Genomic DNA, 23,610 nt, shown 5'->3' with positions numbered 1-23,610 from the left:
GCGATGGGGTCTGCAAGTGGCGATATGGGAGTCACCTGGGGAAGTTTCAGCGTTGATGGAGATCCGGAGACAACGGGTAACTACGTGACGGTNTGGCGCAAGGTAGACGGNGTCTGGAAGATCGTGACCGATACGGCTGTCGACGATCCGGCAGANTAGCCGANTGGCGTTNNCNCTGTAGGANTAGCNTGCCCTCAGGAACATGGCCTCGATTTCTTCTTCACAATTGTCGAGGCCATACACGCCTGAATACACGTCTGAAATCCAACTGCGTAGTTGGCTGCGTGTTGGATCAGTCTCTGTGCCATTCGGGTGGTACATCAGGTTCAGCGGCGGAGGTGGCGCGTCGTTTAGTTGTGGCATGTGATAGGCGATGTCGTCGACTTTCCTGCAGCCAAGGCGCGCGTACCAGGCTTGTCTGCGTCTCTGAATTTCCCGTTCACCAGCGGATCCGTGTTCAGCCTCGACTTCAACGAACATCAGTCGATCGGCGCTGGTCGCCAGTGTGTGGACGAACATTGATTTGCCGATACCTGTGTTACGACATGCTTCGCTGGTTGCCATATAGTCTAGCAAGCTGATCGGGAAAAAGCGTGATACATAGACGATCGAAATGCCTACGACATGGGATTCGAGTTCTGCGATCGTGAGCCTGTAGTCTTTTCTGTCCAGAAGGCTGAGAACCTCGGTGCGGGACTTCCGTTCGCTTGCGGGAAGAGAAATTTCATAAATTTCAAACGCCTCGTCAAACTTCTCTCGACAATCGGACAGGTTCTTGAGTTTGATCTGAGCTGATACTGAATTCACGGTGATGCGTTTCGTCTTTCCTGTTCGTCGTGCCCCTAAATTAGAAGCGAAATCGTCTCAAGACGAATTTTCAACGAAGTCCTATTGAGTCAAAAGATCAGAACTCGTCTTAATGTTGGTAGTTTTATCTATAGCAGGAAATGCGTTCCGAACCCCGATGAGGAGTATCATGAATGCGCAAAATGAAAAGATTCAGGCAGCGCCAAATCCTGTATCACGCAATCAAGCCGGACTGGATCGCCTTCACAACCACTTCAGTCCGGTTGCGAGCCTCAAGTTTCAGCGCCAGAGACCTCAGATGAAGTTTGACAGTTGTTTCCTGAATATCCAGTACACGTGCGATTTGCTTGTTTGATTCACCACGCTGCAGGCAGAAGAGAACTTCCCGTTCTCTGGGTGTCAGAGCTGCACCGTCTGCGCCACTATCGGATTCAGATTGAGTTGGTGTGAAGACTTGTCCCGCCAGGATCAAGCGCACGGCCGCAACCAGGCCATCTCCGGGCATGGTTTTCGGTATGAAGCCGCGCGCGCCGCTCTCCATCAAGGCGGCGATTTCCATTTGACCGGCTACGCCTGACAGGATTGCAAATCTTTGTTCGGGAAACTCTGCGATCAGGTCCTTGATATCCTGAACGCCTGTGATGCCCGGCATGCGCAAATCAATAAGGGCGAGATCGAATTCCGGGTCTTGAGCCGCCAACGATGTACGGAGGTCATCGCCATTTCGAGCTACTGAAATGTCAGCGTCTGGCAATTCATGCTCCAGAAGTGATCGAACGGCGTCGAGTACAAGGTCGTGATCATCAGCGATAAGGATACGCATTACGGTAAATCCTGTTCAGTCTTGCGACTCGAGTGGTGCCTTGAGGCCAATATAGTCCAAGGTTGCCCAGAGTGTTTCCCTCGATACAGGCTTGGGAAGCGTTCCGGCAAGGCCCGCAGGCAGGGGAGAGGCCAAGGCACCAGAGCTCAGAATGATTGGGATGTCTGGCTGTATCTCAAGCAGTTGTGGAACGAGATCGTCACCGCTCATCTGAGGCATTCTGCGGTCTGTGATGATCAAGCCGAAAGCGGACGGAGCGACTTTAAATACCGACAAGGCTTCCAAGGGATCGTAAAAGCAAACCGCATCCCATCCGAATTCCTTCAACAATCCTGTGACAAGGTCCGCTTGGAAACGGTCATCGTCAACGACCATAGCGCCTTGCGGAGTGGTGTGGACGTCGCGATCAATTACTGACGGTGCCGGGCTCAAGGCGGCACCTAATGGCAGATCGATAACGATCCACACGCCTTCGCCGGGGCGACTGAACGCCTGCATCCGCCCCGGTTGCCCCTGAAGCAGTGCATCAACAGTCGTAAGGCCCAAGCCTCGGCCGGTCCCTTTTGTAGATTGAAAAGGAATGAACGCCGTATCGAGCGCTTTTTGCGACATGCCCGCGCCATCATCCCTGACAATCAGGCGCGCCGCAGGATACGCATTACACTCGCCCCGTTCGATAAAGGCGGACGGGCTGAAATGGGGTTCAATATCAGTTTGCTCCGAAATCAGTTCCAGTGACAGGCAAACATTCCCGTCTTCTTCGATGGCTTCTCGAGCATTTTTGACGAGGTTGAACACCATTCGGGAAAACAGGGTCGGGTCAGTTTCGCACACGAGCTTTTCACTCGTTACCAAGACTTCAAACCCTTGCGTGGCAAGAAATTGATTGCTGTTCAGGTCACCTACATCTCGAACGAGGTCATTTAGCGCGCACATCTTCTGTTCGGGTGCGGTGTCGAAATTCATTAGATCATCAACTAGTTCGTTCGCCTGCCGGCAAGACTGTATGATCCTGTCCACGAGGATATCATACAAATCAGCCTGCATCTTGTCTGTCAGCAATTGTGCAGACGCATTGATAATCGCGAGAATGTTCGCAAAATCGTGTCCGACCGATTTGGCCATGCGGCCGAGCGCGTCGCGGCGTTCAGCGTCCAGCAGCATTTCATGCAACTGCTCACGCTGCGCCTCGCGTCGACGAATAATGCCGATATCACGTGTCGAGCACAGAATTCCGCCATCGGAGAGGGCTGTAAGCGAAAGGTCTTGATGTACCTTGGAGCCATCATTTGCGCGTCCGGTCACTTCTCCACGCCAATAGCCGTTTTGTTGGAAAAGCGGAAATATGTCCTTCTCGAAACGCAGGAGCGTGTCCTGATTATACATCATGCTCCAGGGCTTGCCGATGCATTCCTGTGCCTGAGCATAGCCGAACATGCTCGCATGGGTCGGATTCATGTAAGTGTAGTACCCATCCTTGTCGGTAATCGCGACGCCGTCTGCTGATACGTCAATGGCGGTCGACAAGTGCTGTACTTGAAGCGCTTCAGTGCGCAGCTGTTCTGAGATCTCATAGAGCTCGGCGGAGCGTTGTTCGAGCAATTCTTCCGCAGCTGCGCGCGCCGAAGCCTCTCTTTCGAGCTTTCGTCTGAGCCGGGCAATCTGGTCGTCGTGTTCGCTCAACATCCGTTCCTGCGGATTATGTGAAAGTCCGCATTATAGAGATAACGGTGTTTACTATCGGTTCTCGAGATCTCAAAATCTTCGAGATCGTCGTAATGGTCCAGAGCGGCCATAATCATGCCTTCGCACAAATCAGCCATAGGCCGGGCTGAGTCGTAGGTAATGCGCATTTCGTCGTTACCATTTCGCATGGACGGGCGAATATCCGGAACCTCTGCATCCGGGTAGAGCTTCTTAACGTCTCTATGGATGACGCCGTGAATCTGTTCGATCAGGTCGAAGGCATGCGTCACTCCGTCTTGAGGGTGACCTGCAATAAGGCTTGGGAACAGATTTTGTCCGAATTTGACCAGAAGGGCACGCGCTGAAGTTCCGGTCCGATTGGATAGGGCCGTGACGAGTGCGATCATTTCAGAGTGATCGTAATATCCTACATTGGTGTAAACGCCGCCGGATGCCAATTCTGTGGTGTTTAGCAGCTCATCTATTACGGCTTCCCCAAACTCTCGTTCGGAAAATTCCAGAAACTGCCTGAAAACAACGCCCTTCAAGTTTTTTACCTCCAGATGCGGTGAAAATTGACGGCTGCAACAAGATGCGCGGCTCAGAATTCGACTTCTGGATAGATACCAGTGGTCAAACGACAGGACTACCTGACCAAAAGGTCAGGGTGGGGCACGCCTTTTGCGCTGCAGAGCCATCCTTCCGGAGAATATACGGCGGCGANCTTTCCCGGCATTTGTGTNCTCGAGCTAAGCACTCATTCGGGGATACGAAATGACTGACTTGAATTTAAAAATACAATCGATTGGCCTTGCGGCNCTGTTCTTCTCTGGAGCACCCGCTGCCGCCCAGATTAGCATGGAAGCTTCTGGATGGGCGCAACAGCCTCTCGGATTTTCCAGAGACGCTCAAGCCAACCGCGTCGTGGTGACGGGAGGCGGCGCGAGCCCTTCAGCCCAAATAAGTTCATTCCGCGGTGCGGGCCCCATGATGCCAGCCTGGTCCGGAACCAGCACGGGCGGTCAGGCCACCGCGATCGGAAATATGATCAGCGTCGAAATTGAAGGAAACAACAACACTGTCGTTGTGGACGCGTCACAGATCAATCTGGGCGATCAGACCGCCATTGTTGCTCACCTTCCAACAAGCGGGAGTGATTGATCNTGGCCTACACNAAATTACTTCGTAACTTGCTGATCGGTTCGGGCTTGATAGCGGCAACGGCATGCACTTCCATGGAAGGCGTAGTCTCCGACCCCGACTATCTGGCGANCGGAGCGATCGTTGAAAACAGCTCAACGGCTTATTCAGAGCAGCTCAGCTGCATGAGGTGGAACACGCCTGCGGAGAAGCCCCGCATTGCNGTCGGNGATATTCGCGACATGACNGGCAGNTTCTCNACATTTGANGGNGCGGTNGCCACGCAAGGNGCNTCTCTCATGGTGATGTCTGCANTNAGNCANGCAGGATTTCCGCTTGCTGAACGTCTTGATACGGCTGTTGCAGAGCAGGAACTCGAGTTTGCCAANAATCGCNTGATCAGTGAANCAGGCGAGCCNACAGAAGACTACCGCAAAGTGTTNACGGGTTCCATTGCNGGCAGCGACTACATTCTGCTCGGCGGCATAACAGAGCTGAACTTCAATGTGCATAGCGGTGTTCGAGAGGCACGTATCGGCCCAGTCATCGGCGGTGCCAGACATTATGCCATGACTGTGGCGCTCGACCTTCGACTGGTAAACACGACGGACCTGTCCGTGGTCAATCTGGTCAGTCAACGGAAAGTTATTCGCGGCCGCGAAATTCGCGCGGGGGTCTTTGAGTTCATCGGAGACACGACCATTGATATCGGTTTGGGCGAGCGCGCTCAGGAGCCGGTTCACACCGCAATTCGAACGATTGTCGAAAGCGCAGTTTTCGACCTCGTCTCAGGCATCGCCGGCCCGTCCGCGCAAGCCTGCTCTCAAGCAGAGTTCGTCATGTCGGACGTGCCTGCCCTTCAACAGACCCAACATTAAAGGAGAATATTCATGAAACGGTCTGCTCTTTTCTTCGCTTCTGCCCTCATTCTTGCAGCCCCAGCTGCCATGGCGCAGGATTCCAGCCTTGTTGACGTCGACCTGGGCCTTGGCGGTGTCGTGGACGCGACCGTCGACGTGGGCGGTGACAGCCTGGTTGACGCCAATGCCGATGTTCTCGGTGGCGATCTTGTGGATGCCAATGTTGATGTGCTCGGCGGAGACCTGGTTGATACGGATGTAAACCTTGGTGGAGACGCTTTGGTGGACGCTGACATCAATCTCGGCCTGGACACACCAGTGGCGGCTGATGCCTCAAACGCAGCAGCCAACGCTGTGAACTACGCAACACGCCAAGTGAACAGCGGCAACCAAACGGCGACGCTGAACCTTGTCAGCGGTGCCATGGGTGAAATCGCTGGAACTGCAGCCGCCATCGGCAACTCGTATTCAATCGACTCTGTCGCGGATGCCGTCTCTTCGGTCAATCAGGCAAATTCCGGAGCCGGTTACGCTAACGCAAACGTGGACATCCAGAACTCCGGAATCGCCACAGCGACGACGGCTGCCATCGGCAACACGGCATCTGTTACGTCTGATGTCAGCACGATTGCCACACGTTCCTTGCAGTCAAACAGTGGCTACATGACGACGCAAATGAATGCTTCGATCGACGACATCACTGAAGCTACTGCAACCGCAGCGTCGATCGGCAACTCNNTGTCNGTCGAAGTACCCGGAAGTGGCAGCATGAGTGCTCAGCAGTACAATNCCGGAACCATGGTTGCCGAATTGAATGGCCGCCTGTCCGGATTTGCGGATGGTGCAGCAACCGCTGCGGCAATCGGCAACTCGGCATCGCTGACCAGCCTCAACTCCGATGTTGTCGGCAACGTTCTGACCCGCATCAATCAAGCCAATTCGGGTCATCAGATTTCCACACTCGCTGCCCAAGTTTGCCATGGCGCTGAAGCNGCTGCTACCGCAGCGTCGATCGGCAACACGGTGAACATTTCGGTTCAGTAAGTGCGGAAGAGGGCGCCGGGCGGCCGTCAGTCCCCCGAATGAACGTTCGGCGCCCTCATTTCCGACCAGTCTACTCCCTGGTCTCAGGCCCGGCCGCAAATGCGGCGGGCCTTTTCCGTTTCAGGAGATCGTGAATTCCGGGTGTTAGCTTGCGCGGAAAACCTTACAACAATGGTTTCCCTTANCAGCACGCTTGAAAGCGCTGCTATCAGCGCATAGTCCAGCGTGGACAGGGGCTTTCGGCTATGACATAAGCCGCCCCTTCAGACAGGATTCACAGGGCGCCCGCGCGCATTTCTTGCGCCCGTGACCCAAGATTACGGATGATTGAACCGATGGAAGTTACCCAGACCAAGTCAGAAGGTCTCAGCCGCACGTTTGCCATCAAGGTGCCGGCATCTGAGCTGCAGGCGAAACTTGATGAGCGGATCGAGGAAATCCGGCCGCAAATGAAGCTGAAAGGCTTCCGTCCGGGCAAAGTCCCTGCTTCCCACGTGCGCAAGATGTACGGTCAGGATCTGATGGGTGAGTTGATCAACAAGCTCGTCACAGAAACCAATCAAAAGGCGCTGGAAGACAACGAACTGCGTCCGGCTGGCCAGCCCGATGTTCAGATTGACGGCGACATGGAAGCTGTCGTGAAGGGGGAGGCTGACCTTTCCTACAACATGAACGTCGATGTAATGCCGGAATTCGAGCCAGCTGACGTAACCAAGCTGACGATCACGCGCCCAGTTGCTGAGGTTTCGCAAGAGCAGATTGACGAAGCTCTGGCCCGTATTGCAGAGCAGAACACCCAGTATGAGCCGCGCGCCAAGACGGCCAAGGCGAAAGANGGCGACGCAGTCGTCATGGATTTTGTCGGCAAGATCGATGGTGAAGCGTTTGAGGGCGGTAGCGCTGAACAACAGACGCTGGTTCTTGGTTCCGGACAGTTCATTCCCGGTTTCGAAGATCAACTCGTTGGCGTGAAGGCAGGNGAAGAAAAAGAAGTCACCGTCACGTTCCCTGAAGAATATGGCGCTGAGCATCTCGCCGGAAAAGAAGCGGTCTTCGAGGTGAAAGTNCACGAAGTGCGCGCTCCGAAAACCGCAGACGTCGATGATGAGTTTGCGAAGGGTCTTGGCCTTGAANGCCTCGAGCAACTTACGGGCTTGGTGAAAGATCAGCTGAAAGCCGAGCATGATGGTGCNTCCCGTGCGAAGGCGAAGCGCAATCTTCTGGATCAACTGGACGAGGCACATAGCTTTGATCTGCCGCCGAATATGGTTGANCAAGAGTTCAATCAGATNTGGCAACAGCTGCAGGCTGAAATGGATGCCGGGCGCACGGCGGATGAGGACAAGGACAAGTCCGAAGACGAGTTGAAAGAAGAGTATCGCAAGATCGCTGAGCGCCGCGTGCGNCTCGGTCTGGTNCTTGCCGAGATNGGTCGTGTCGCCGATGTTCGCATTTCNGAGCAGGAAGTGAACCAGGCACTCGTCCGCGAAGCACGCCAGTATCCGGGGCAGGAGCAGCAGGTTGTGGAATTTTTCCGCAATAATCCGGGCGCGATGGCCCAGCTTCGTGCGCCGATCTATGAAGACAAGGTGGTTGATCACATCCTGGAAGTGGCTGAAATCACCGAGGAAACTGTTTCACGCGAAGACTTGTTCAAGGAAGACGACGAATAGTCGTCCACACGAATTTCGANTTTCTAGAAAGCCGGTCCGCAGTGACCGGCTTTTTTCATGCTGCGAACGTTAATAGGTAAACTGGATGTTAACCGCATCTAGCGAATTTGTGTCGAATCGTAAGGAAGAGGCATCAGAAGATGAGCGTCCAGAGCATTCGCCCTCAATTGACTGAGCAGGACATCCACAGACTCATCAAGGGTGAGACACCGGAAGACCGTGCAACGGTTGCNCATCGCTTGTGTCGTCGCATTGCGCTTGATGTCCTGAGCGATGCAGAGAGAGCCTACGCGCAGGAAATCATGGCGATTTTGGCCAAGGATGCTGCCGATCTGGTGCGCCGTACCTTGTCTGTGACGCTTCGCAATTCCCCCATTCTGCCACGTGACATTGCGATACAGCTTGCTCAGGACGTGGAAGCTGTTGCAATTCCTGTCCTTCAGGACTCGCCGGTCTTCACAGATGAAGACTTGATCGAATTGGTGCTGTCAGTGACTGCTTCGAAGCAGGCCGCCATCGCCAATCGTGATGGNCTGTCAGTAACTTTGACCGAAGTGATCTCAGAACATGGCGCGGTCGAAGCCGTGCGGGCATTGTCCGCGAATGAAGGCGCAGAATACACGGATCGTGCTTTCGAGCATTCAATACGCCGCTTTGGCTCGGATGAGGGCGTTCAGAAGGGCCTGATCAGCCGAGAATACATTCCNACACACATTGCAGAGAAAATGGTTTCGCTGGTGTCGGGCCAATTGTTCGACCTCTTGGTCAATCGTCACGAGCTGCCGGCGCAGCTGGCCATTGATCTGGCCTCAGGCGCGCGTGAACGCGCGACGATAGACTTGGTTGAGCAGGCGGGGCGAACTCATGATTTGCCGAGATTTGTGTCCCAGTTGCATCTGAACGGCAGACTGACGCATTCGCTGATCATGCGAGCTTTGTGCTGTGGCCAAATGCCTTTTGTAGAGCATTCGCTCGCCGAACTTTCAGGCGTTGGCCACCAGCGCGTGTGGTTGATGATCCATGATGCCGGGCCTTTGGGGCTTCAGGCTGTGTTTGATCGTGCGGGCATGCCTCGCAAAATGCTTCCTGCCTTCCGAGCCGCAGTGAATGTGTTCCATGAAACAAGCCATGACGGCGGNCCGAACGACCGGGCNAGGTTCCGCGCGCGCATGATTGAGCGTGTTCTGACCCAGTTCCAGGCCATCCCCAAGGAAGACCTCGACTACCTTCTGGAGAAGCTGGACTACTATTCTGAAATGGCCGCGATGGACGACGTCGAAAGCTCGGTNGGGGCTGCCTAACAGTCGCTTTGCATGCGAACGCCTGCTTTGACCCCAATACGTTCAAGGAATTCGCCGTCGCGCCAATTCGCCTGATCGGCAATCACCAGGATACCTGCGGTGCCTACGGATTCGCACAGATCCATCAATTGCTCATTGTCGCTGAGNTCGCGTGCATCAACGCGGATGCTGTCGACCANNAGGCCCAGACCATCTCTGAGCTGTGTTTTCCAGGTTTTGCGCATGTCGATGGCGACTCGAAAGCCGCGTTTACGCAGATTTGCCACACAATGGATTACGTCTNGATTGCCTTCGGCAAAGGCTGAATCCTGAAATTCGAGACTGATTTCCTGTTGGCACAGCGTCGTGCGGCGAATGACTGCNTCGCAGCCAATTGCTGTATTGTCGTCAAACAGCGCCGCTGTNGGTGCNGGCACCAGAATTGGTCTCAGGCGATGGTCNGCATCGTGCGCAGCGGAGGCGACTTCGAGCAGGCGATCGGCCAACCATTTGGCTGGGCCGTTCTCTGTGGTGGTTTTGGCAGCCGGCCCGAAACGCACACGCTCTTCGTATTGGCGAGACATCTCGCAAACGGCACCGTAGGAAGATCCGTCTTGCACGTGCATCACGGGCTGGAAACGGAGATGGACCTTCTGTCCACTGTGAGCGACAATTTTCGTTTGAAGTAATTCCCGCATCACTCTTCCCGTCTTTCTGACTGTGCCTATTGCCTTACCTAGGGGAGAGGATTGAAGATCACGCGCAGAAAACCGTTTGGATTTCGAGAAAATTTAAAAGAATGACGGGACAACAAGAATGACAACATCGCCCGATGCGCCGAGACTTTCCGCAACAGTTCTGATTGTACGAGACGGGGCGACATTGCCTGAAGTCTTGATGGTGAAGCGGCACTATCAGATAGATTTTGCGGCAGGCGCACTGGTGTTTCCCGGTGGAAAGGCGACGGACGAAGATGCGAGTTCGGGGTGGGACGACTATACGGACGGAGACTTCGGTCCGGTTCAACAGGATGCTCGCATTGCAGCCGTTCGCGAGGCTTTTGAGGAGTCAGGATTGCTGCTTGCACGCCCGAAGGCGCGGCGGGGAACGGACCAGCCGCTGGTTGGTCCCGATGTGGCGGATCGACTAAACCCTTATCGGGGCGCTGTTGACCGAGGGGAGCAGAGCTTTCTGGAACTCATCAAAGANAATGATCTCGTGCTCGCGCTCGATAGTCTTGTGTACTTTGGACACTGGATTACGCCTGACATGATGCCGAAGCGNTTCGATACCCATTTCTACCTGGCTCCCGCACCGCCGGACCAAATCGCGGCCCATGATGGAAGGGAAACAACTGATGCGATCTGGATCGGCGCCCAAGCGGCGCTGAATTCAGAGGAGTCAGGAGAATCTGTCATTATCTTCCCGACGCGGATGAATTTGAAAAAGCTGGCAACAGCGAATTCCGTAGAGGATGCCATTCAACGCTTCGGCAGTGAGGCTGTTGTTACAGTAAAGCCGCAGCAGTCAGAAACACCCGAAGGCGAGCCGTGCCTCGTGATTCCGGACGTGAAGGGCTATGGCCAGACTGTCGAACTGCTCTCTCGCGTAAATGTCTAGAGAATGAATTTGGAAAGGTCGGCGTTGCCGGCAAGGCTTTCAACGCGCTCATTCACATAATCAGGCGTGATGGTGATCGTCTCACCTTTCTTGTCCGGGGCATCGAAGCTGATTTCGTCCAGCAGCCGTTCGAGTACGGTTTGGAGCCTGCGTGCACCAATATTCTCGACGCTGCTGTTCACNGCCTCGGCCAGATCGGCGAGGCGATCTATCGCGGCATCTTCGAATTCCAGCGTCACCCCTTCGGCTTCCATTAGTGCCTGATACTGGCGGATGAGGCTGGCTTCGGGTTCAACGAGAATACGGCGCAAATCGTCTCGTGTAAGTGCATCCAGTTCAACGCGAATAGGCAAGCGGCCTTGAAGTTCGGGCAGCAGGTCAGATGGTTTCGAAACGTGGAACGCGCCGGATGCGATAAAAAGAATGTGGTCCGTCTTTACGGCTCCGCGTTTTGTACTGACAGTTGTGCCTTCGATGAGCGGCAAGAGGTCCCGCTGAACGCCTTCACGACTAACGTCTGCACCGCCGCGACCTTGCTTGGCAGCCACCTTGTCTATCTCGTCAAGGAATACGATGCCGTCTTCCTCAACTGAGCAAACTGCTTCACGTACAATGGCATCCTCGTCGAGCAGGCGGTCGGACTCTTCTTCAATGAGCGGCTTGTAAGCTTCCTTCACTGTGGTGCGAACGCGCTTGGTGCGTCCGCCNATAGCCTTTCCTAGCATGTCCGACAGATTGATCATGCCCATGGAGCCGCCCTGGCCGGGGATGTCCATCATCTGCATCGGNTTACCGCTGTCAGCGATGTCCAGATCGACAGGTTTGTCGTCCAGGTCTCCCGCTCTTAACTTCCCGCGAAACACTTCCCGGGTTGAAGACTGGGCGTCCTCTCCGACCAGCGCATCAAGCAAGCGCTCTTCGGCGGCGTCCTGTGCCTGTGNAGACACGCCTTCGCGCTTTTGCTCACGGATCATGGAGATGGCTGATTCGACCAGATCACGAATGATCTGCTCAACATCTCGTCCCACATAGCCGACTTCCGTAAACTTGGTGGCTTCAACCTTCAGGAAGGGTGCGTTCGCGAGGCGGGCAAGGCGACGGGAAACTTCCGTCTTGCCGACTCCGGTTGGCCCAATCATCAAGATGTTCTTGGGTGTTATCTCCGAGCGGATGGCATCGGGTGCCTGCTTGCGTCGCCAGCGATTNCGCAGAGCGATGGCTACTGCACGTTTGGCGCCGTTTTGACCGACAATGTGTCGATCCAGTTCAGCAACAATTTCGCGAGGGGTGAGGTCTTTCATAGGGCATTCCAAGTTTGGCGGCTCCAGTGCCACCTAAGGGCATTGAGGCGTAAAAGGGGAGCGAACTCAGAGGTCCAGTGTTTCCAGAGTGAAGTGGCTGTTCGTGTATACGCAGATGTCCGCCGCGATNTGCATGGCCTTGCGACCGATNTCTTCCGCGTCAGNCTCGTAGTCATANAGCCCACGTGCTGCGGCGAGCGCATAATTCCCACCTGAACCTACNGCGACAACATTGTGCTCAGGTTCCAGCACATCACCCGCGCCCGTGATNACCAGGGTGGNTTCCTTGTCCGCCACAATCAATAGGGCCTCAAGCTTCTGGAGATACTTCTCGGTTCGCCAGTCCTTGGCCAATTCGACTGCTGCGCGTTGTAGCTGGCCCGGATGGCGTTCCAACTTCGCTTCGAGCCGCTCGAAGAGGGTGAAGGCGTCCGCAGTAGCACCGGCAAAACCGGCCAGAATTTCGCCATTGGCGATGCGGCGCACCTTGCGGGCNTTTCCCTTCATGATGGTTTGACCCATCGAAACCTGGCCATCGCTCAGCATGACAAGTTTCTGTCCCTTCCGGACAGCGAGAATGGTTGTGCCGTGCCAGATAGCTGCGCTGGTGTGTTCATTCGTCATGGGCCTTGATGTGGCCGATCCGGGCTGTCTGTTCAAGAGAGGACCTGTTACATGAATTTCCACAGAGATATGTCACATTAGTGTAGCTTTGCCCGGCTATTTGGGCGCGGATGGAAAGGGATCGCCCGAATGGCCCAAGAGCTCGGTCAACTCCCCATGGGATGGCTGCTGACCGCGTTGATAGTAATCGTGGTCGCTTCGGGATTCTCGATAGGTCGCATCAGGGCTGAGCGCTATCTGATCGCGGGCGGTCAGAAGTTTCATTCCCGTGGCAATTATCATGGCTATTACGTCGCGATGTGGGGCTTCATACCGCCACTATTGGTTGCCGGGCTTTACGTACTGTTCGCGAAACCAACGGCGCTGGGCCTGCTTTCAAGCGAACTTCCCGAGGCGTTTCACACGCTTTCGTCCGCCGAGCTTCAATCCTATCTGGAATCTGTTGCCAATGCTGCGGCTATGGGGGGCTATAGTGGAAGCGATCTTGTATTCGCGACAGTAACAGGTCGCTATCTGGAGTTATGGGGTAGCCTGAAGGGTGCGACCCTCGCGCTCATGTTGGCTGGCGCCGTGCTGGGGATCATGTACGCCCGTCGNAAGGTCAGCCCNGCGTTNCGGGCGCGNTTGAGAGTGGAGCGAGGTGCAGAGGCNTTCCTGTTCCTTTGCGCAGNAATCGCTATTGCTACAACGGTCGGGATCGTCGCGTCTCTACTTTACGAAAGNNTGCGATTTTTTGCAGAGGTGCCTTTTACGGATTTCTTGTTTGGCACACGATGGAACGCCCAGACGAGCGCAGAATTTGGAGCGTTGCCGCTATTCTTCGGCACGTTCATGATCGCCCTCATCGCAATGTTGGTGGCGGCACCGGTGGGCCTTTTCTCTGCCATCTATCTTTCAGAGTACGCATCGGTCCGCACACGTCGATACGTGAAGCCGCTTCTGGAAATGCTCGCGGGTATCCCGACGGTCGTTTATGGCTTCTTCGCTTTGTTGGTGATCGCACCTGCGGTTCGCGCCTCAGCGCTGGGAATCAATAGTTTTCTGATTGAACTGGGCGCGGCCAACGGACCGGTTCTCGCCGCACAGCCTACCAGCGCGCTCGCTGCAGGATTGGTGATGGGGGTTATGGTAATCCCGTTTGTGTCGTCGCTGTCCGACGACGTGATCAATGCGGTTCCGGACTCATTGAGAGATGGTGCATTTGCGATGGGGGCGACGAAGTCAGAGACTATCAAGCAGATCATTTTGCCCGCAGCTTTGCCAGGGATTGTTGCCTCTATGCTCCTGGCGGTTTCAAGGGCGATCGGCGAAACGATGATTGTTGTGATGGCAGCGGGGCAGCGCGCCAGGATTTCCTTCGATCCGTCTACCGACTTGACGACCATTACTGTTCAGATCGTGGCCCTCCTCACGGGAGAAACCGAGTTCGATAGCCCCAAGACGCTTTCAGCATTTGCCCTTGGCTTGGTCTTGTTTGTCGTAACGTTGATTTTCAATCTGATCGCCTTGCGCGTCGTCCAGAGGTATCGGGACAAGTATGAATAACGCGCAGGACAATCCGTTTCGGTCAGAAAAGGCCCTGAAGCGCCTGCGGCGCCGCCGGAATGCTGATATGCGATTTCAGGGCTACGGAATTGTGGCGCTGGGTTTTGCGCTATTCGCGTTGGTGTTCTTGATTTCTGCTATAGCCTGGAAGGCTAGCGGCGCGTCCACTTATCACGTTATCCGCGTTGATCTGGAGTTAAGTCCGCAGACCATTCTGCCGGAAGGGGACGCGTCACCAGAGGAAATCACTCGAAACATCGAAGGCTTTTATTCCCTGGTTCGGAATGACTTGCTAACGCGATTTCCTGAAGCGAATGAAACAGTTCAGTCAAAACGGGCCTTTAGTTCCCTGATAGACAGAATGGCTGTGCTGCCACTGGCGCGAGAAGTGGCGAATGAACCTCACCTGATCGGACAGACGACATCCGTAGATGTGCCATTGTCTGATGATGTGGACATGTTTCTTAAAGGCGCGGCTCCCAGAGCAATCTTCCTGCGAGTGGGTGAAGCGTCGTCGCCAATGCGGAATGCGGAAGAGGGCGACTTCAAGATTGAGGTCGACAGGTTGAACAAGGTGTCGGCTAAAATCGCCGCGATTGGTCAACATGGTGCTGAGCCAACCGTGTTGCTGGTTGCGGACAAATCAGTCGGGCGAATAAAAAGTATGGAAGACGGTGACGTCATCTTGGAGATTCTGACGGGCCGTCAGGATCAGTTTGACGGCGCGTCTGTGAAGGCCGTGATAATTCCGTCTCCGGAAGATCAAAGATCTGTATCTGACCAGCAAATTGCGTGGGCGCTGTCATTGAAAGCAGAGGGCGTCATCAAGCGTGTGCCTCACTTTAGTTTGCTTACTCATACCGACAGCACATACCCAGAACTGGCCGGTGCACTGGCGGCGCTTGTCGGATCCTTGTTGACAATGCTCGTGACGGCGGCGGTGTCTATCCCGATGGGTATTTTTGCGGCGATTTTCCTGGAAGAATTTGCCCCAAAGAACCGACTCACTCAGATCATCGAGGTGAACATCAACAATCTGGCCGCAGTTCCTTCCATCGTGTTTGGACTGCTGGGGGCGACATTGCTGTTGGGAACATTCGGCTTGCCACGATCAGCCCCACTTGTCGGAGGTCTGGTGTTGGCGTTGTTGATCCTGCCGGTCGTGATTATTGCCGCGCGAGCCGCACTTCGCGCTGTGCCCCCTTCAATCAGAAGCGGGGCCCTGGCCGTTGGTGCATCCCGGATGCAGGCGGTTTTCCATCACGTATTACCGCTGGCCCTACCGGGCATGTTGACTGGAGCAATCCTTGGCATGGCGCGCGCGCTTGGTGAAACAGCGCCGCTGCTGCTGATCGGGATGGTGGCATTTGTTGCTGAAGTTCCGTCTTCTACAACAGATGAGGCAACAGCGTTGCCGGTTCTGATCTATAGTTGGGCCTCCAATGCCGAAAGGGCATGGGAGCCAATGACTGCTGCAGTGATTGTCATACTGCTGGCGATTTTGGTTCTGATGAACCTTGCTGTAGTCCTGCTGCGGCGCAAGTTTGAGCGGAGATGGTAATGGACACGACTTATGATCCGGCACTTGCTGGAGAAGGCGCTGACGATGGCCAACCGCTGCTCTATCCGCGCATCGATTGTCGGGACGTCAGCGTATTCTATAGCGGCAAGCAAGCTGTGTTTGATGTGTCGCTGCCGGTTTTTGACCGCTCGGTAACTGCGCTTATCGGTCCGTCTGGCTGTGGAAAATCGACATTTCTTCGATGCCTGAACCGCATGAACGATACGATCGATGGGGCGAAAGTTACCGGCGAGATTTTCATGGATGGGGAAAACATCAACTCATCGCATATTGATCCAGTCTTGTTGCGTTCCCGCGTCGGGATGGTATTTCAAAAGCCTAATCCATTCCCGAAATCGATCTACGATAACATCGCTTATGGGCCGCGCATTCACGGGCTTGTGGATGATCGGCAAGAACTGGATGCCATTGTTGAAAAGAGCCTTCGCCGAGCTGGGCTCTGGGAAGAGGTAAAGGATCGTCTGGGACAACCCGGTACCAGCCTGTCAGGTGGTCAGCAGCAAAGGCTTTGTATCGCACGGGCTATCGCGGTGCGTCCGGAAGTGATCCTTATGGATGAGCCGTGTTCATCGCTCGACCCGATTGCTACGGCGCGGATCGAAGAGTTGATTGATGAACTTCGCAAGCGATACTGCATCGTAATTGTCACGCACTCGATGCAACAAGCTGCCCGCGTTTCCCAGCGTACCGCCTTCTTCCATTTGGGGCACTTGGTCGAAATGGGTGATACAGACCAAATCTTCACCAGCCCGCGCGAGCGCCGCACGGAAGACTACATCACAGGCCGGTTCGGCTAGAGGGAGCAGCAATGGCAGACCATATCGTCTCAGCCTTTACAGATGAACTCGATAAAATCGCCGCTGATCTCATGCGAATGGGCGGCATTGTTGAGACAATGATCCTGGATTCATGCCTGGCTGTGGACAGAAATGACCATAGTCTTGCGAAAGATGTCATCTCTCGCGATCCAAGCGTGGACCGGCTTGAGGAAGAGGTTGAGCGTCAGATCGTCAGTTTGATCGCGCGCCGTCAGCCGATGGCGCATGATTTGAGATCAGTTTTTGCAGCGCTCAAGACNGCTGGCGAACTGGAGCGAATTGGCGACCTGTCCAAGAATATCGGGAAACGCACACTTATGCTGGACGATTCCGTGCCCTCAAATATGAGGCACGGAGTGGCGAGAATGGCGCGCCCCGTATCGTTTCAATTGCATTCCGTGCTGGATGCCTATGCAACTAGCAACGCCGAGACGGCCAAAACCGTTTGGGAAAGCGATGATGACATCGACCAGCATTATAATTCGCTATTTCGCGAGATGATAACCTACATGATCGAAGATCCCCGCACGATTGGTGCCGGAGCGCACATGCTTTTCATGGCAAAGAATCTCGAGCGGATTGGCGATCACTGCACGAACATTGCAGAATTCATTTACTTTCAAATCACTGGCGAATATCTCATGCCCCATGAGCGCCCTAAATCACCGAATACGGGCGTCTGACCCGGACGCAGGACAAGAGGATCTGTCATGAAGCCCTATGTGCTCATTGCTGAAGACGAAAGTGCCGTTTCGGAGCTGCTCTTCTACAATCTCAAAAAAGAAGATTATGATGTCGCCATCGCCAGTGACGGTGAAGAGGCTATGCTCATGATTGAGGAGCGCGCTCCAGATCTGCTGTTGCTGGATTGGATGCTGCCAAAGGTCAGTGGGATTGAGGTCTGTCGCCGCGTTCGCAGTGGCGGTACGAATCCAAACTTGCCGATCATCATGTTGACTGCGCGCGGTGAAGAAAGCGACCGGATCCGTGGCCTCGATACTGGCGCGGACGATTACGTCACCAAACCATTCTCAACTACAGAGTTGATGGCGCGTGTGCGCGCCGTCCTGCGCCGCATTCGACCGGGCCTGAAAGACGATCGGATCACCGTGGGGGATATAGAGATCGATCGCGTGGCTCATAAGGTTGCGCGGAATGGTCAGGATATTCACTTGGGCCCAACCGAGTTCCGTCTTTTGGACTACTTCATGCAGCATCCGGGGAGGGTGTTTTCCCGAGAGCAATTGCTGGACACGGTCTGGGGATCTGATGTGTATGTCGAGGCGCGAACAGTTGATGTTCACGTGGGGCGTTTGCGCAAGGCGTTGCGCCAGGAAGGCGGGGACGATCCCATCAGGACCGTCCGCTCCGCCGGGTATGCTCTTCGAGCCGACTAGAACAGCTCAGCCAGGAAGTTCTCAAGGTTTTCGAAGCTGCGACGGTCCGCGTCTGCGCTGTAAACTGTTCCCATTTCCTTGTTGTCTGCGCCTAGCGTTGTGAACGAATGAACTGCGGTGCCGTGGGCGTGCAGTTGCCAATCAGCTCCAGCGCCTTCCAGCTCCTTTGCAATCGCAAGAACGTCTTCAGGCGTTGCCATTGGATCGTGCCAGCCATGCTCGATCAGGACTTTGGCAGTGATCTTTGGCGCCGGAACATTTTCTGCCGGACGGAAAAGCCCGTGGAATGACGCGACGCCCAGAACGTCATGATTTGCGCGAGCCATGTCCAGGACAGCNAGGCCGCCAAAGCAAAAGCCGATTGCGGCCGCTTTCTTGGCATCAACACCNACTTGTTGTTTCGCNGCTTCAAGGCTGCCAGCGAGGCGCTTTTGAAGCTCGGCGCGATCTTCGACCAGTGGATTCATCAGAGCCTGATTTTCTTCAACAGTCGNGCCGCGCTTGCCTTTGCCATACACATCCATGGCGAAAGCGGCATAGCCGAGATTGGCGATCCGCTCAGCTTTTTCGCGTTCATTGTCTCCAAGCCCGCCCCAAGCGTGAGCGATGACAACGATCGGAGCAACNTCCTTACCTTTGGGCCGAAGGAAATAGCCTTCATAGCTCTTACCATCGACGGTATAATCAACTGCGCTCATTTGTTTGCTCTCCTTCGTGCGTGAGAGTCAGATACAGGACATTCGAAGCCCGGTTTCAAGGGGTGTCGCGTTTAGTATAAGATTTGACTGTAACCAGTATTGGATGTTCACAGTATTAATCGAATGAAGGAGTCATTCCATGGCCAAGAAGAAGGACAAGAAGTCCAAGCTTTCGTCAGAGCAATCAAACTCGAGCAAGTCGCCAAAAGAGACCAAGAAGGCAAAGAAGAACAAGAAGTCCTCGACGCCGGTTCCAGAACTCANCTCGACTGAGATAGCGCATAAGATATGGCTCGCTGGAGTTGGCGCATATGGAAAAGCCTACGACAAGGCGATCGAGAGCAGCAAGGCCTTTAATAAACAGTCTACTGAGCTCTTCGAGGAGCTGGTCCAGCAGGGCCAGGAAATCGAGAAGGAATTGCAGGCTCGTGTAGAAAACTCGGAAGCAGGTAAAAAGGGAAAGAAGCTCGCNGCAAAACTCGAAAAGCTTGAAGAGGAGGTTGTGCAGTCATTCTCTAAAGCGCGGGCACACTCGAAGGCCCGAAGTCAGGATCTGAAGGAGCGAATTTCCCGTCTGTCTACAGAGATTGAAGCCGTTGCCGCTGAGGCGAGCTCAGACATTGTGAAGTCCAGTATGAAGGCGGCCAAGAAGACAACGGATGCACTTCACGAAGCAATGGNCGGCTCTGTCGATGCNCCTGCGAAACCTTCCGACAAGNCCACACCCAAGCCTAAACAGGATACAGACCCGGNGGATGATTTCACGTTGATGACGGGCGTTGGGCCAGCGCTTNCCGCGAGATTGAAGTCTGCAGGAATTGTAACGTTCTCCGAGATCGCCGCCTTGAACAAGGCAGAAATCGAAGCGCTTGATGCGAAGATCATGGCTCGCGGTCGCATCGTGAGAGAAGAGTGGGTGAAGCAGGCCAGACGTTTGATGAANTAGACCCAAACGGAAAAGNACCACCGAACGATTGTGCTTCATGGNTCCAGCAAAAAGTGCGCGCAGAGCTTTTGAAAGCTACTCTGAGGACTTTTTCGCTTTCACTGCGACGCGTTCTTCAAGCGCGTCGCACACAGCGTCCGCAACAGACTGTGCCGCCTCACCGCGCCCTATTGATCCAAAAGCTGCAGAGCATGCCTCAACGTGAAGGTTGATCAAGGCGTCATTCTCGCCGGGCTGNGTGTCGGCCAGCAAGGCGCAGAGTGAACCGCAGAGCCGCGATATCGCTGGGTATCCATAAGACGTCGCCACGCCNCGGATATTGTGTGCGCAAGTTTCCAGCGACTTGTAGTCGTCTGAAGTTGCGCCGTCTTCCTTTGCANCTGCCCAAGCCTGTTTGAGCTTGTCGAGATCTGCCTGCATCCACGCCTCGAAACGTGATGACAGGTCATCGACCGCGGCTTCTGCACGATCACCAAGCTCTTCCGGATCGTGCTCGATTGACGGGTCAGAAGGTGCGGCATCAGGGGATGATGCGGACGGGGGCATTTTGATTACGCGGCTGATATCCGGTACGACAACATCCGAAGAACTGGTTCGAGCTCCATTTCCGGATTTGAGTTTCTGAAGCATGGATTTGAGCATGATGACTCCCCGTATTTGGTGCCATCATAGTTTATAAGGCTTAACGTTTTCCTGACCGAAAACCTTTGTAATTCCTTTAGAAACCAAACTGTTCGCGGAGAATGCGCTCGTCCAGGGCGTGCCCCGGGTCAAACAACATTGTCAGGCGCCTGCGGTCTTCCTGAACGTCCACACTGACAATATCCCTGACTTCCTGATTGTCCGCAGCAGCCGCCACAGGACGCAGGATCGGGGCGATTACATCAATCCTCACATGCGCATCGCGGCGGAGCAGGGCACCTTTCCAACGTCTCGGGCGGAAAGCACTCACAGGTGTCAGGGCCAGCAAGCCCGCACCAATTGGCAAAATGGGGCCATGGGCGGACAAATTGTATGCCGTGGAACCGGCAGGAGTCGCCACCATCAATCCGTCGCAGGCAAGCTCGTCCATGCGCGTTTTTCCATCGACCGTAATCCGGAAGCGTGAAGTCTGCGCGGTTTGTCGAAACATCGATACTTCATTGATCGCCAACGCGTGATGCTCGTGTTCATGCACGTCGCGAACGGTCATGCGCAGCGGTGAGATTACAGCGCGTTCNGCNGCATTGATTCTGTCGGGCAGGGCATCAACGCCNTATTCGTTCATCAGGAACCCAACCGTCCCTCGATTCATGCCGTAAACCGGTTTGCCACCCTCGAACTGCCGNCGNAGCGAATCCAGCATGGCACCGTCGCCTCCNAGGGCGACGATAACTTCGGCATCTTCCTCATCNTGCTGGCCATACTTGTTGGTCAACACGGANAAGGCTTCCTGAGCTTCAGGGCGTTTGGAGGCGTAAAAATGCAGGCGTGGTCCACTCATTTGCGTCATGTGCTTTGGTATTGAAGGGTGCGTCAAGCCATTGGGAATACCCAAATCAGCTGAGCGTGCGGCGCATTTGCAAGATGACGCCAGTGTCAGCTTTTTCTGGCGTAGGCACCACTAATCCGTTACTCTCCTGCAAAAGTTACTATGGGAGAACAGGTCATGGCCGATGGCGCGCAGAAAGTAGATATTCGTTCCAGTGTTTCAGCGGAGGAGTGGCAAGCGCGCGTCGACCTTGCGGCACTATATCGTTTGATTGCCATGCATGGGTGGGATGACATGATTTTCACCCATATTTCACATCGCGTTCCTGGCCCCGACCACCACTTCCTGATCAATCCCTATGGGCACTTTTTCGAAGAGATTACCGCTTCGTCGCTGGTCAAGGTCGATCTTGAAGGGAATGTGGTTCAGGAAACTGACCACTTCATCAATCCGGCTGGTTTCACGATTCACTCGGCGATTCATGACGCACGCGATGACGCCAAAGTGGTCATTCACGTCCACACAGACCAAGGCGTTGCGGTGTCATCGCAGAAAGAGGGGCTGATGCCACTGAGCCAGACTGCGATGATCGTTCGCGAAGACATTGCCTATCACGATTATGAGGGTATCGCCCTGGATCTGGATGAGCGAGAGCGCCTGGTGGCTGACCTTGGTCCTAAGAAGCATTCCATGCTTCTGCGCAACCACGGCACGCTTACCATCGGAGAGACGGCGGCTTCAGCATTCACGCGCATGTTCTTCCTCGAGCGCGCTTGCAACATGCAGATTATGGCGCTTTCAGCTGGGCGCGACGGCGTGCTCGAATGTGACAACGACCTGCAGCAAAAGGTTGCCGGGCAGGGTGGAATGACCGAGCACAGCTCTGGAATGAGCATGTTGACTGAGAAACTGATCTGGCCAGCGCTATTGCGGAAGCTCGACCGTGAAATGCCGGGCTATGACGCGTAAGGGGTTTCCCCTATGCGACAAAAGCGGCCCGCGGCGTATGGAGCCATTATCAATTGCTCAATACGGCACTATGTAGGCTCACGAAATATCGGGAACGAAGCAGATGAAACATCTGAAGGCCTTTGAAGACGCCCTCAATTCCATTCACGGCGAAGGCCGGTACCGCGTATTCGTGGACTTGCACCGTCACAAGGGACGGTTTCCAAAGGCGACCGCGAGATTCGAGGACGGTGAGCGCGAAGTCACGATCTGGTGTTCCAACGATTATCTCGGCATGGGGCAGGACGATGATGTCATCAACTCCATGCATCAGGCGATCGACAGTTTTGGTGCAGGATCTGGCGGTACGCGCAACATTTCTGGCACAACCCGATATCACGTAGACCTTGAGCGAGAGCTCGCTGATTTGCATGGCAAGGAATCTGCGCTGCTGTTCACGTCAGGGTATGTTTCCAATGAGGCGACGCTGTCCACTTTGGGCAAGATCCTTCCAGATCTCATCATCTATTCGGACTCCCTGAATCACGCATCCATGATCGAAGGCATCCGTCGGTCAGGGGCGGACCGTCGAATCTTCCGTCACAATGATGTCGATCATTTGCGGGCACTCATGGAGAATGACGATCCGAGCCGTCCGAAGCTGATCGCATTCGAGAGCGTCTATTCCATGGATGGCGATTTCGGCCGCATGGAAGAAATTTGTGATCTAGCCGATGAGTTTGATGCCCTGACCTATCTGGACGAAGTCCATGCGGTCGGCATGTACGGAGATAATGGCGCTGGCGTCGCAGAAATGTGGGGGCTGGCTGACCGGATCGATATCATCGAGGGTACGCTCGGCAAAGCTTATGGTGTGATGGGCGGCTATATAGCCAGCCACGAGACCGTGGTCGACGCGATACGGTCGATGGCTTCGGGATTTATTTTCACGACGTCAACCTGTCCGGTCATGGCGGCTGGTGCGCTTGCCAGCATTCAGAAGTTGCGGACAGATGCGGGGCGCGAACTGCGCGGGAAACATCAGGCCAATGCTGCATTGCTGAAGCAGAAGTTTCGTGATGCCGGTCTGCCAATGATTGACACGGACACCCATATTGTTCCGTTGCTTGTGGGAGACCCTGAGCGTTGCAAGGCCCTGTCTGACACGCTGCTGTTTGACTTTGGGATTTACGTGCAGCCGATCAACTATCCAACAGTTCCAAAAGGCACCGAGCGTCTCCGCTTCACGCCTAGCCCTGTCCATGATGAGGTCATGATGGACGAGCTGGTCGCGGCCATTCTTGCTGTTTGGAAACAGCTTGGGCTCGACAAGGCCGCTTAGGTATC

Annotated in this window: 21 protein-coding genes; 12 read left to right on the top strand and 9 right to left on the bottom strand. The window is 54.8% G+C overall.

What is annotated here, in order from left to right:
- The first annotated feature begins 354 nt into the window (after window positions 1-354).
- Complete coding sequence (locus CBB91_RS06880; RefSeq protein WP_273013036.1) at window positions 355-522, top strand: hypothetical protein; 168 nt, start codon at window positions 355-357, stop codon at window positions 520-522.
- A gap of 499 nt (window positions 523-1,021) precedes the next feature.
- Here CBB91_RS06880 and CBB91_RS06875 read toward each other — a convergent pair whose 3' ends face one another.
- The 3 genes from CBB91_RS06875 to CBB91_RS06865 are packed head-to-tail and all read right to left on the bottom strand — an operon-like array spanning window position 1,022 to window position 3,864.
- Window positions 1,022-1,630 (bottom strand): response regulator transcription factor, encoded by a 609-nt coding sequence (locus tag CBB91_RS06875; RefSeq protein WP_273013035.1) that lies wholly within the window; start codon window positions 1,628-1,630, stop codon window positions 1,022-1,024.
- A gap of 15 nt (window positions 1,631-1,645) precedes the next feature.
- Window positions 1,646-3,313 (bottom strand): response regulator, encoded by a 1,668-nt coding sequence (locus tag CBB91_RS06870; RefSeq protein ID WP_273013034.1) that lies wholly within the window; start codon window positions 3,311-3,313, stop codon window positions 1,646-1,648.
- Window positions 3,310-3,864, bottom strand: a complete 555-nt coding sequence (locus CBB91_RS06865) for a heme NO-binding domain-containing protein (protein ID WP_273013033.1) — start codon at window positions 3,862-3,864, stop codon at window positions 3,310-3,312. The genes CBB91_RS06870 and CBB91_RS06865 overlap by 4 nt, the downstream gene beginning before the upstream one ends.
- A gap of 687 nt (window positions 3,865-4,551) precedes the next feature.
- Here CBB91_RS06865 and CBB91_RS06860 point away from each other — a divergent pair.
- The 3 genes from CBB91_RS06860 to CBB91_RS06850 all read left to right on the top strand — a co-directional run bounded on the left by CBB91_RS06860 (window position 4,552) and on the right by CBB91_RS06850 (window position 9,334).
- A complete protein-coding gene (locus CBB91_RS06860) occupies window positions 4,552-5,334 on the top strand; it encodes a CsgG/HfaB family protein (protein ID WP_345906751.1) in 783 nt (260 codons plus the stop codon).
- Between the two features lie 1,361 nt (window positions 5,335-6,695).
- On the top strand, window positions 6,696-8,033 hold the full coding sequence (gene tig, locus CBB91_RS06855; RefSeq protein WP_345906753.1) for a trigger factor: 1,338 nt from the start codon (window positions 6,696-6,698) through the stop codon (window positions 8,031-8,033).
- Window positions 8,034-8,173: 140 nt separating this feature from the next.
- Entirely contained in the window at window positions 8,174-9,334 is a 1,161-nt protein-coding gene (locus tag CBB91_RS06850) for a DUF2336 domain-containing protein (RefSeq protein ID WP_273013030.1), read from the top strand.
- Here the strand turns inward: CBB91_RS06850 and CBB91_RS06845 are convergent.
- The gene (locus CBB91_RS06845) at window positions 9,331-10,011 is read right to left on the bottom strand and encodes an EAL domain-containing protein (RefSeq protein WP_273013029.1); all 681 of its coding nucleotides are present in this window, start codon (window positions 10,009-10,011) and stop codon (window positions 9,331-9,333) included. The two genes, CBB91_RS06850 and CBB91_RS06845, sit on opposite strands and share 4 nt — an antisense overlap.
- Before the next feature lie 118 nt (window positions 10,012-10,129).
- On the opposite strand from CBB91_RS06845, the gene CBB91_RS06840 reads away from it, so the two are divergent.
- Entirely contained in the window at window positions 10,130-10,933 is an 804-nt protein-coding gene (locus tag CBB91_RS06840) for an NUDIX domain-containing protein (RefSeq protein WP_273013028.1), read from the top strand.
- Here the strand turns inward: CBB91_RS06840 and hslU are convergent.
- A complete protein-coding gene (gene hslU / locus CBB91_RS06835; RefSeq protein ID WP_273013027.1) occupies window positions 10,930-12,234 on the bottom strand; it encodes an ATP-dependent protease ATPase subunit HslU in 1,305 nt (434 codons plus the stop codon). The two genes, CBB91_RS06840 and hslU, sit on opposite strands and share 4 nt — an antisense overlap.
- A gap of 66 nt (window positions 12,235-12,300) precedes the next feature.
- The gene (hslV, locus tag CBB91_RS06830; protein ID WP_273013026.1) at window positions 12,301-12,858 is read right to left on the bottom strand and encodes an ATP-dependent protease subunit HslV; all 558 of its coding nucleotides are present in this window, start codon (window positions 12,856-12,858) and stop codon (window positions 12,301-12,303) included.
- Between the two features lie 129 nt (window positions 12,859-12,987).
- Here hslV and pstC point away from each other — a divergent pair, with 129 nt between their 5' ends.
- From pstC to phoB, 5 genes are all read left to right on the top strand, one after another.
- Complete coding sequence (gene pstC, locus CBB91_RS06825) at window positions 12,988-14,403, top strand: PstC family ABC transporter permease (RefSeq protein ID WP_345906750.1); 1,416 nt, start codon at window positions 12,988-12,990, stop codon at window positions 14,401-14,403.
- Window positions 14,396-15,964: a phosphate ABC transporter permease PstA gene (gene pstA, locus CBB91_RS06820; protein ID WP_273013024.1), complete on the top strand. Its 1,569-nt coding sequence runs from the start codon at window positions 14,396-14,398 to the stop codon at window positions 15,962-15,964. Before pstC ends, pstA begins: the two co-directional genes overlap by 8 nt.
- On the top strand, window positions 15,964-16,782 hold the full coding sequence (gene pstB, locus CBB91_RS06815) for a phosphate ABC transporter ATP-binding protein PstB (RefSeq protein WP_035555298.1): 819 nt from the start codon (window positions 15,964-15,966) through the stop codon (window positions 16,780-16,782). Before pstA ends, pstB begins: the two co-directional genes overlap by 1 nt.
- 11 nt (window positions 16,783-16,793) lie before the next feature.
- Complete coding sequence (gene phoU, locus CBB91_RS06810) at window positions 16,794-17,486, top strand: phosphate signaling complex protein PhoU (protein ID WP_035555293.1); 693 nt, start codon at window positions 16,794-16,796, stop codon at window positions 17,484-17,486.
- 27 nt (window positions 17,487-17,513) lie between these two features.
- Window positions 17,514-18,200 carry a phosphate regulon transcriptional regulator PhoB gene (gene phoB / locus CBB91_RS06805; protein WP_035555289.1) on the top strand — a complete coding sequence of 229 codons (687 nt, stop codon included), beginning with the start codon at window positions 17,514-17,516 and terminating at the stop codon, window positions 18,198-18,200.
- Here phoB and CBB91_RS06800 read toward each other — a convergent pair.
- From CBB91_RS06800 to CBB91_RS06790, 3 genes are all read right to left on the bottom strand, one after another.
- Window positions 18,197-18,898, bottom strand: a complete 702-nt coding sequence (locus tag CBB91_RS06800) for a dienelactone hydrolase family protein (protein ID WP_273013023.1) — start codon at window positions 18,896-18,898, stop codon at window positions 18,197-18,199. The two genes, phoB and CBB91_RS06800, sit on opposite strands and share 4 nt — an antisense overlap.
- Window positions 18,899-19,919: 1,021 nt before the next feature.
- The gene (locus CBB91_RS06795) at window positions 19,920-20,474 is read right to left on the bottom strand and encodes an Hpt domain-containing protein (RefSeq protein WP_273013022.1); all 555 of its coding nucleotides are present in this window, start codon (window positions 20,472-20,474) and stop codon (window positions 19,920-19,922) included.
- Between the two features lie 88 nt (window positions 20,475-20,562).
- Window positions 20,563-21,327 (bottom strand): NAD kinase, encoded by a 765-nt coding sequence (locus CBB91_RS06790; RefSeq protein ID WP_273013021.1) that lies wholly within the window; start codon window positions 21,325-21,327, stop codon window positions 20,563-20,565.
- A 165-nt stretch (window positions 21,328-21,492) separates the two neighbouring features.
- Here CBB91_RS06790 and CBB91_RS06785 point away from each other — a divergent pair, with 165 nt between their 5' ends.
- Both CBB91_RS06785 and hemA read left to right on the top strand, forming a co-directional pair.
- A complete protein-coding gene (locus CBB91_RS06785) occupies window positions 21,493-22,284 on the top strand; it encodes a class II aldolase/adducin family protein (protein ID WP_035555412.1) in 792 nt (263 codons plus the stop codon).
- A 103-nt stretch (window positions 22,285-22,387) separates the two neighbouring features.
- Entirely contained in the window at window positions 22,388-23,605 is a 1,218-nt protein-coding gene (gene hemA / locus CBB91_RS06780; RefSeq protein WP_035555279.1) for a 5-aminolevulinate synthase, read from the top strand.
- The last annotated feature ends 5 nt before the right edge of the window (window positions 23,606-23,610 follow it).

It is taken from the genome of Hyphomonas sp. TMED31 (genome assembly GCF_002172815.1).
In the GTDB taxonomy this organism is placed as follows: Bacteria; Pseudomonadota; Alphaproteobacteria; order Caulobacterales; family Hyphomonadaceae; genus Hyphomonas; species Hyphomonas atlantica.
The sequence above is the reverse complement of the archived record's forward strand: the minus strand, read 5'-3'. Positions and strand labels throughout refer to the sequence as shown.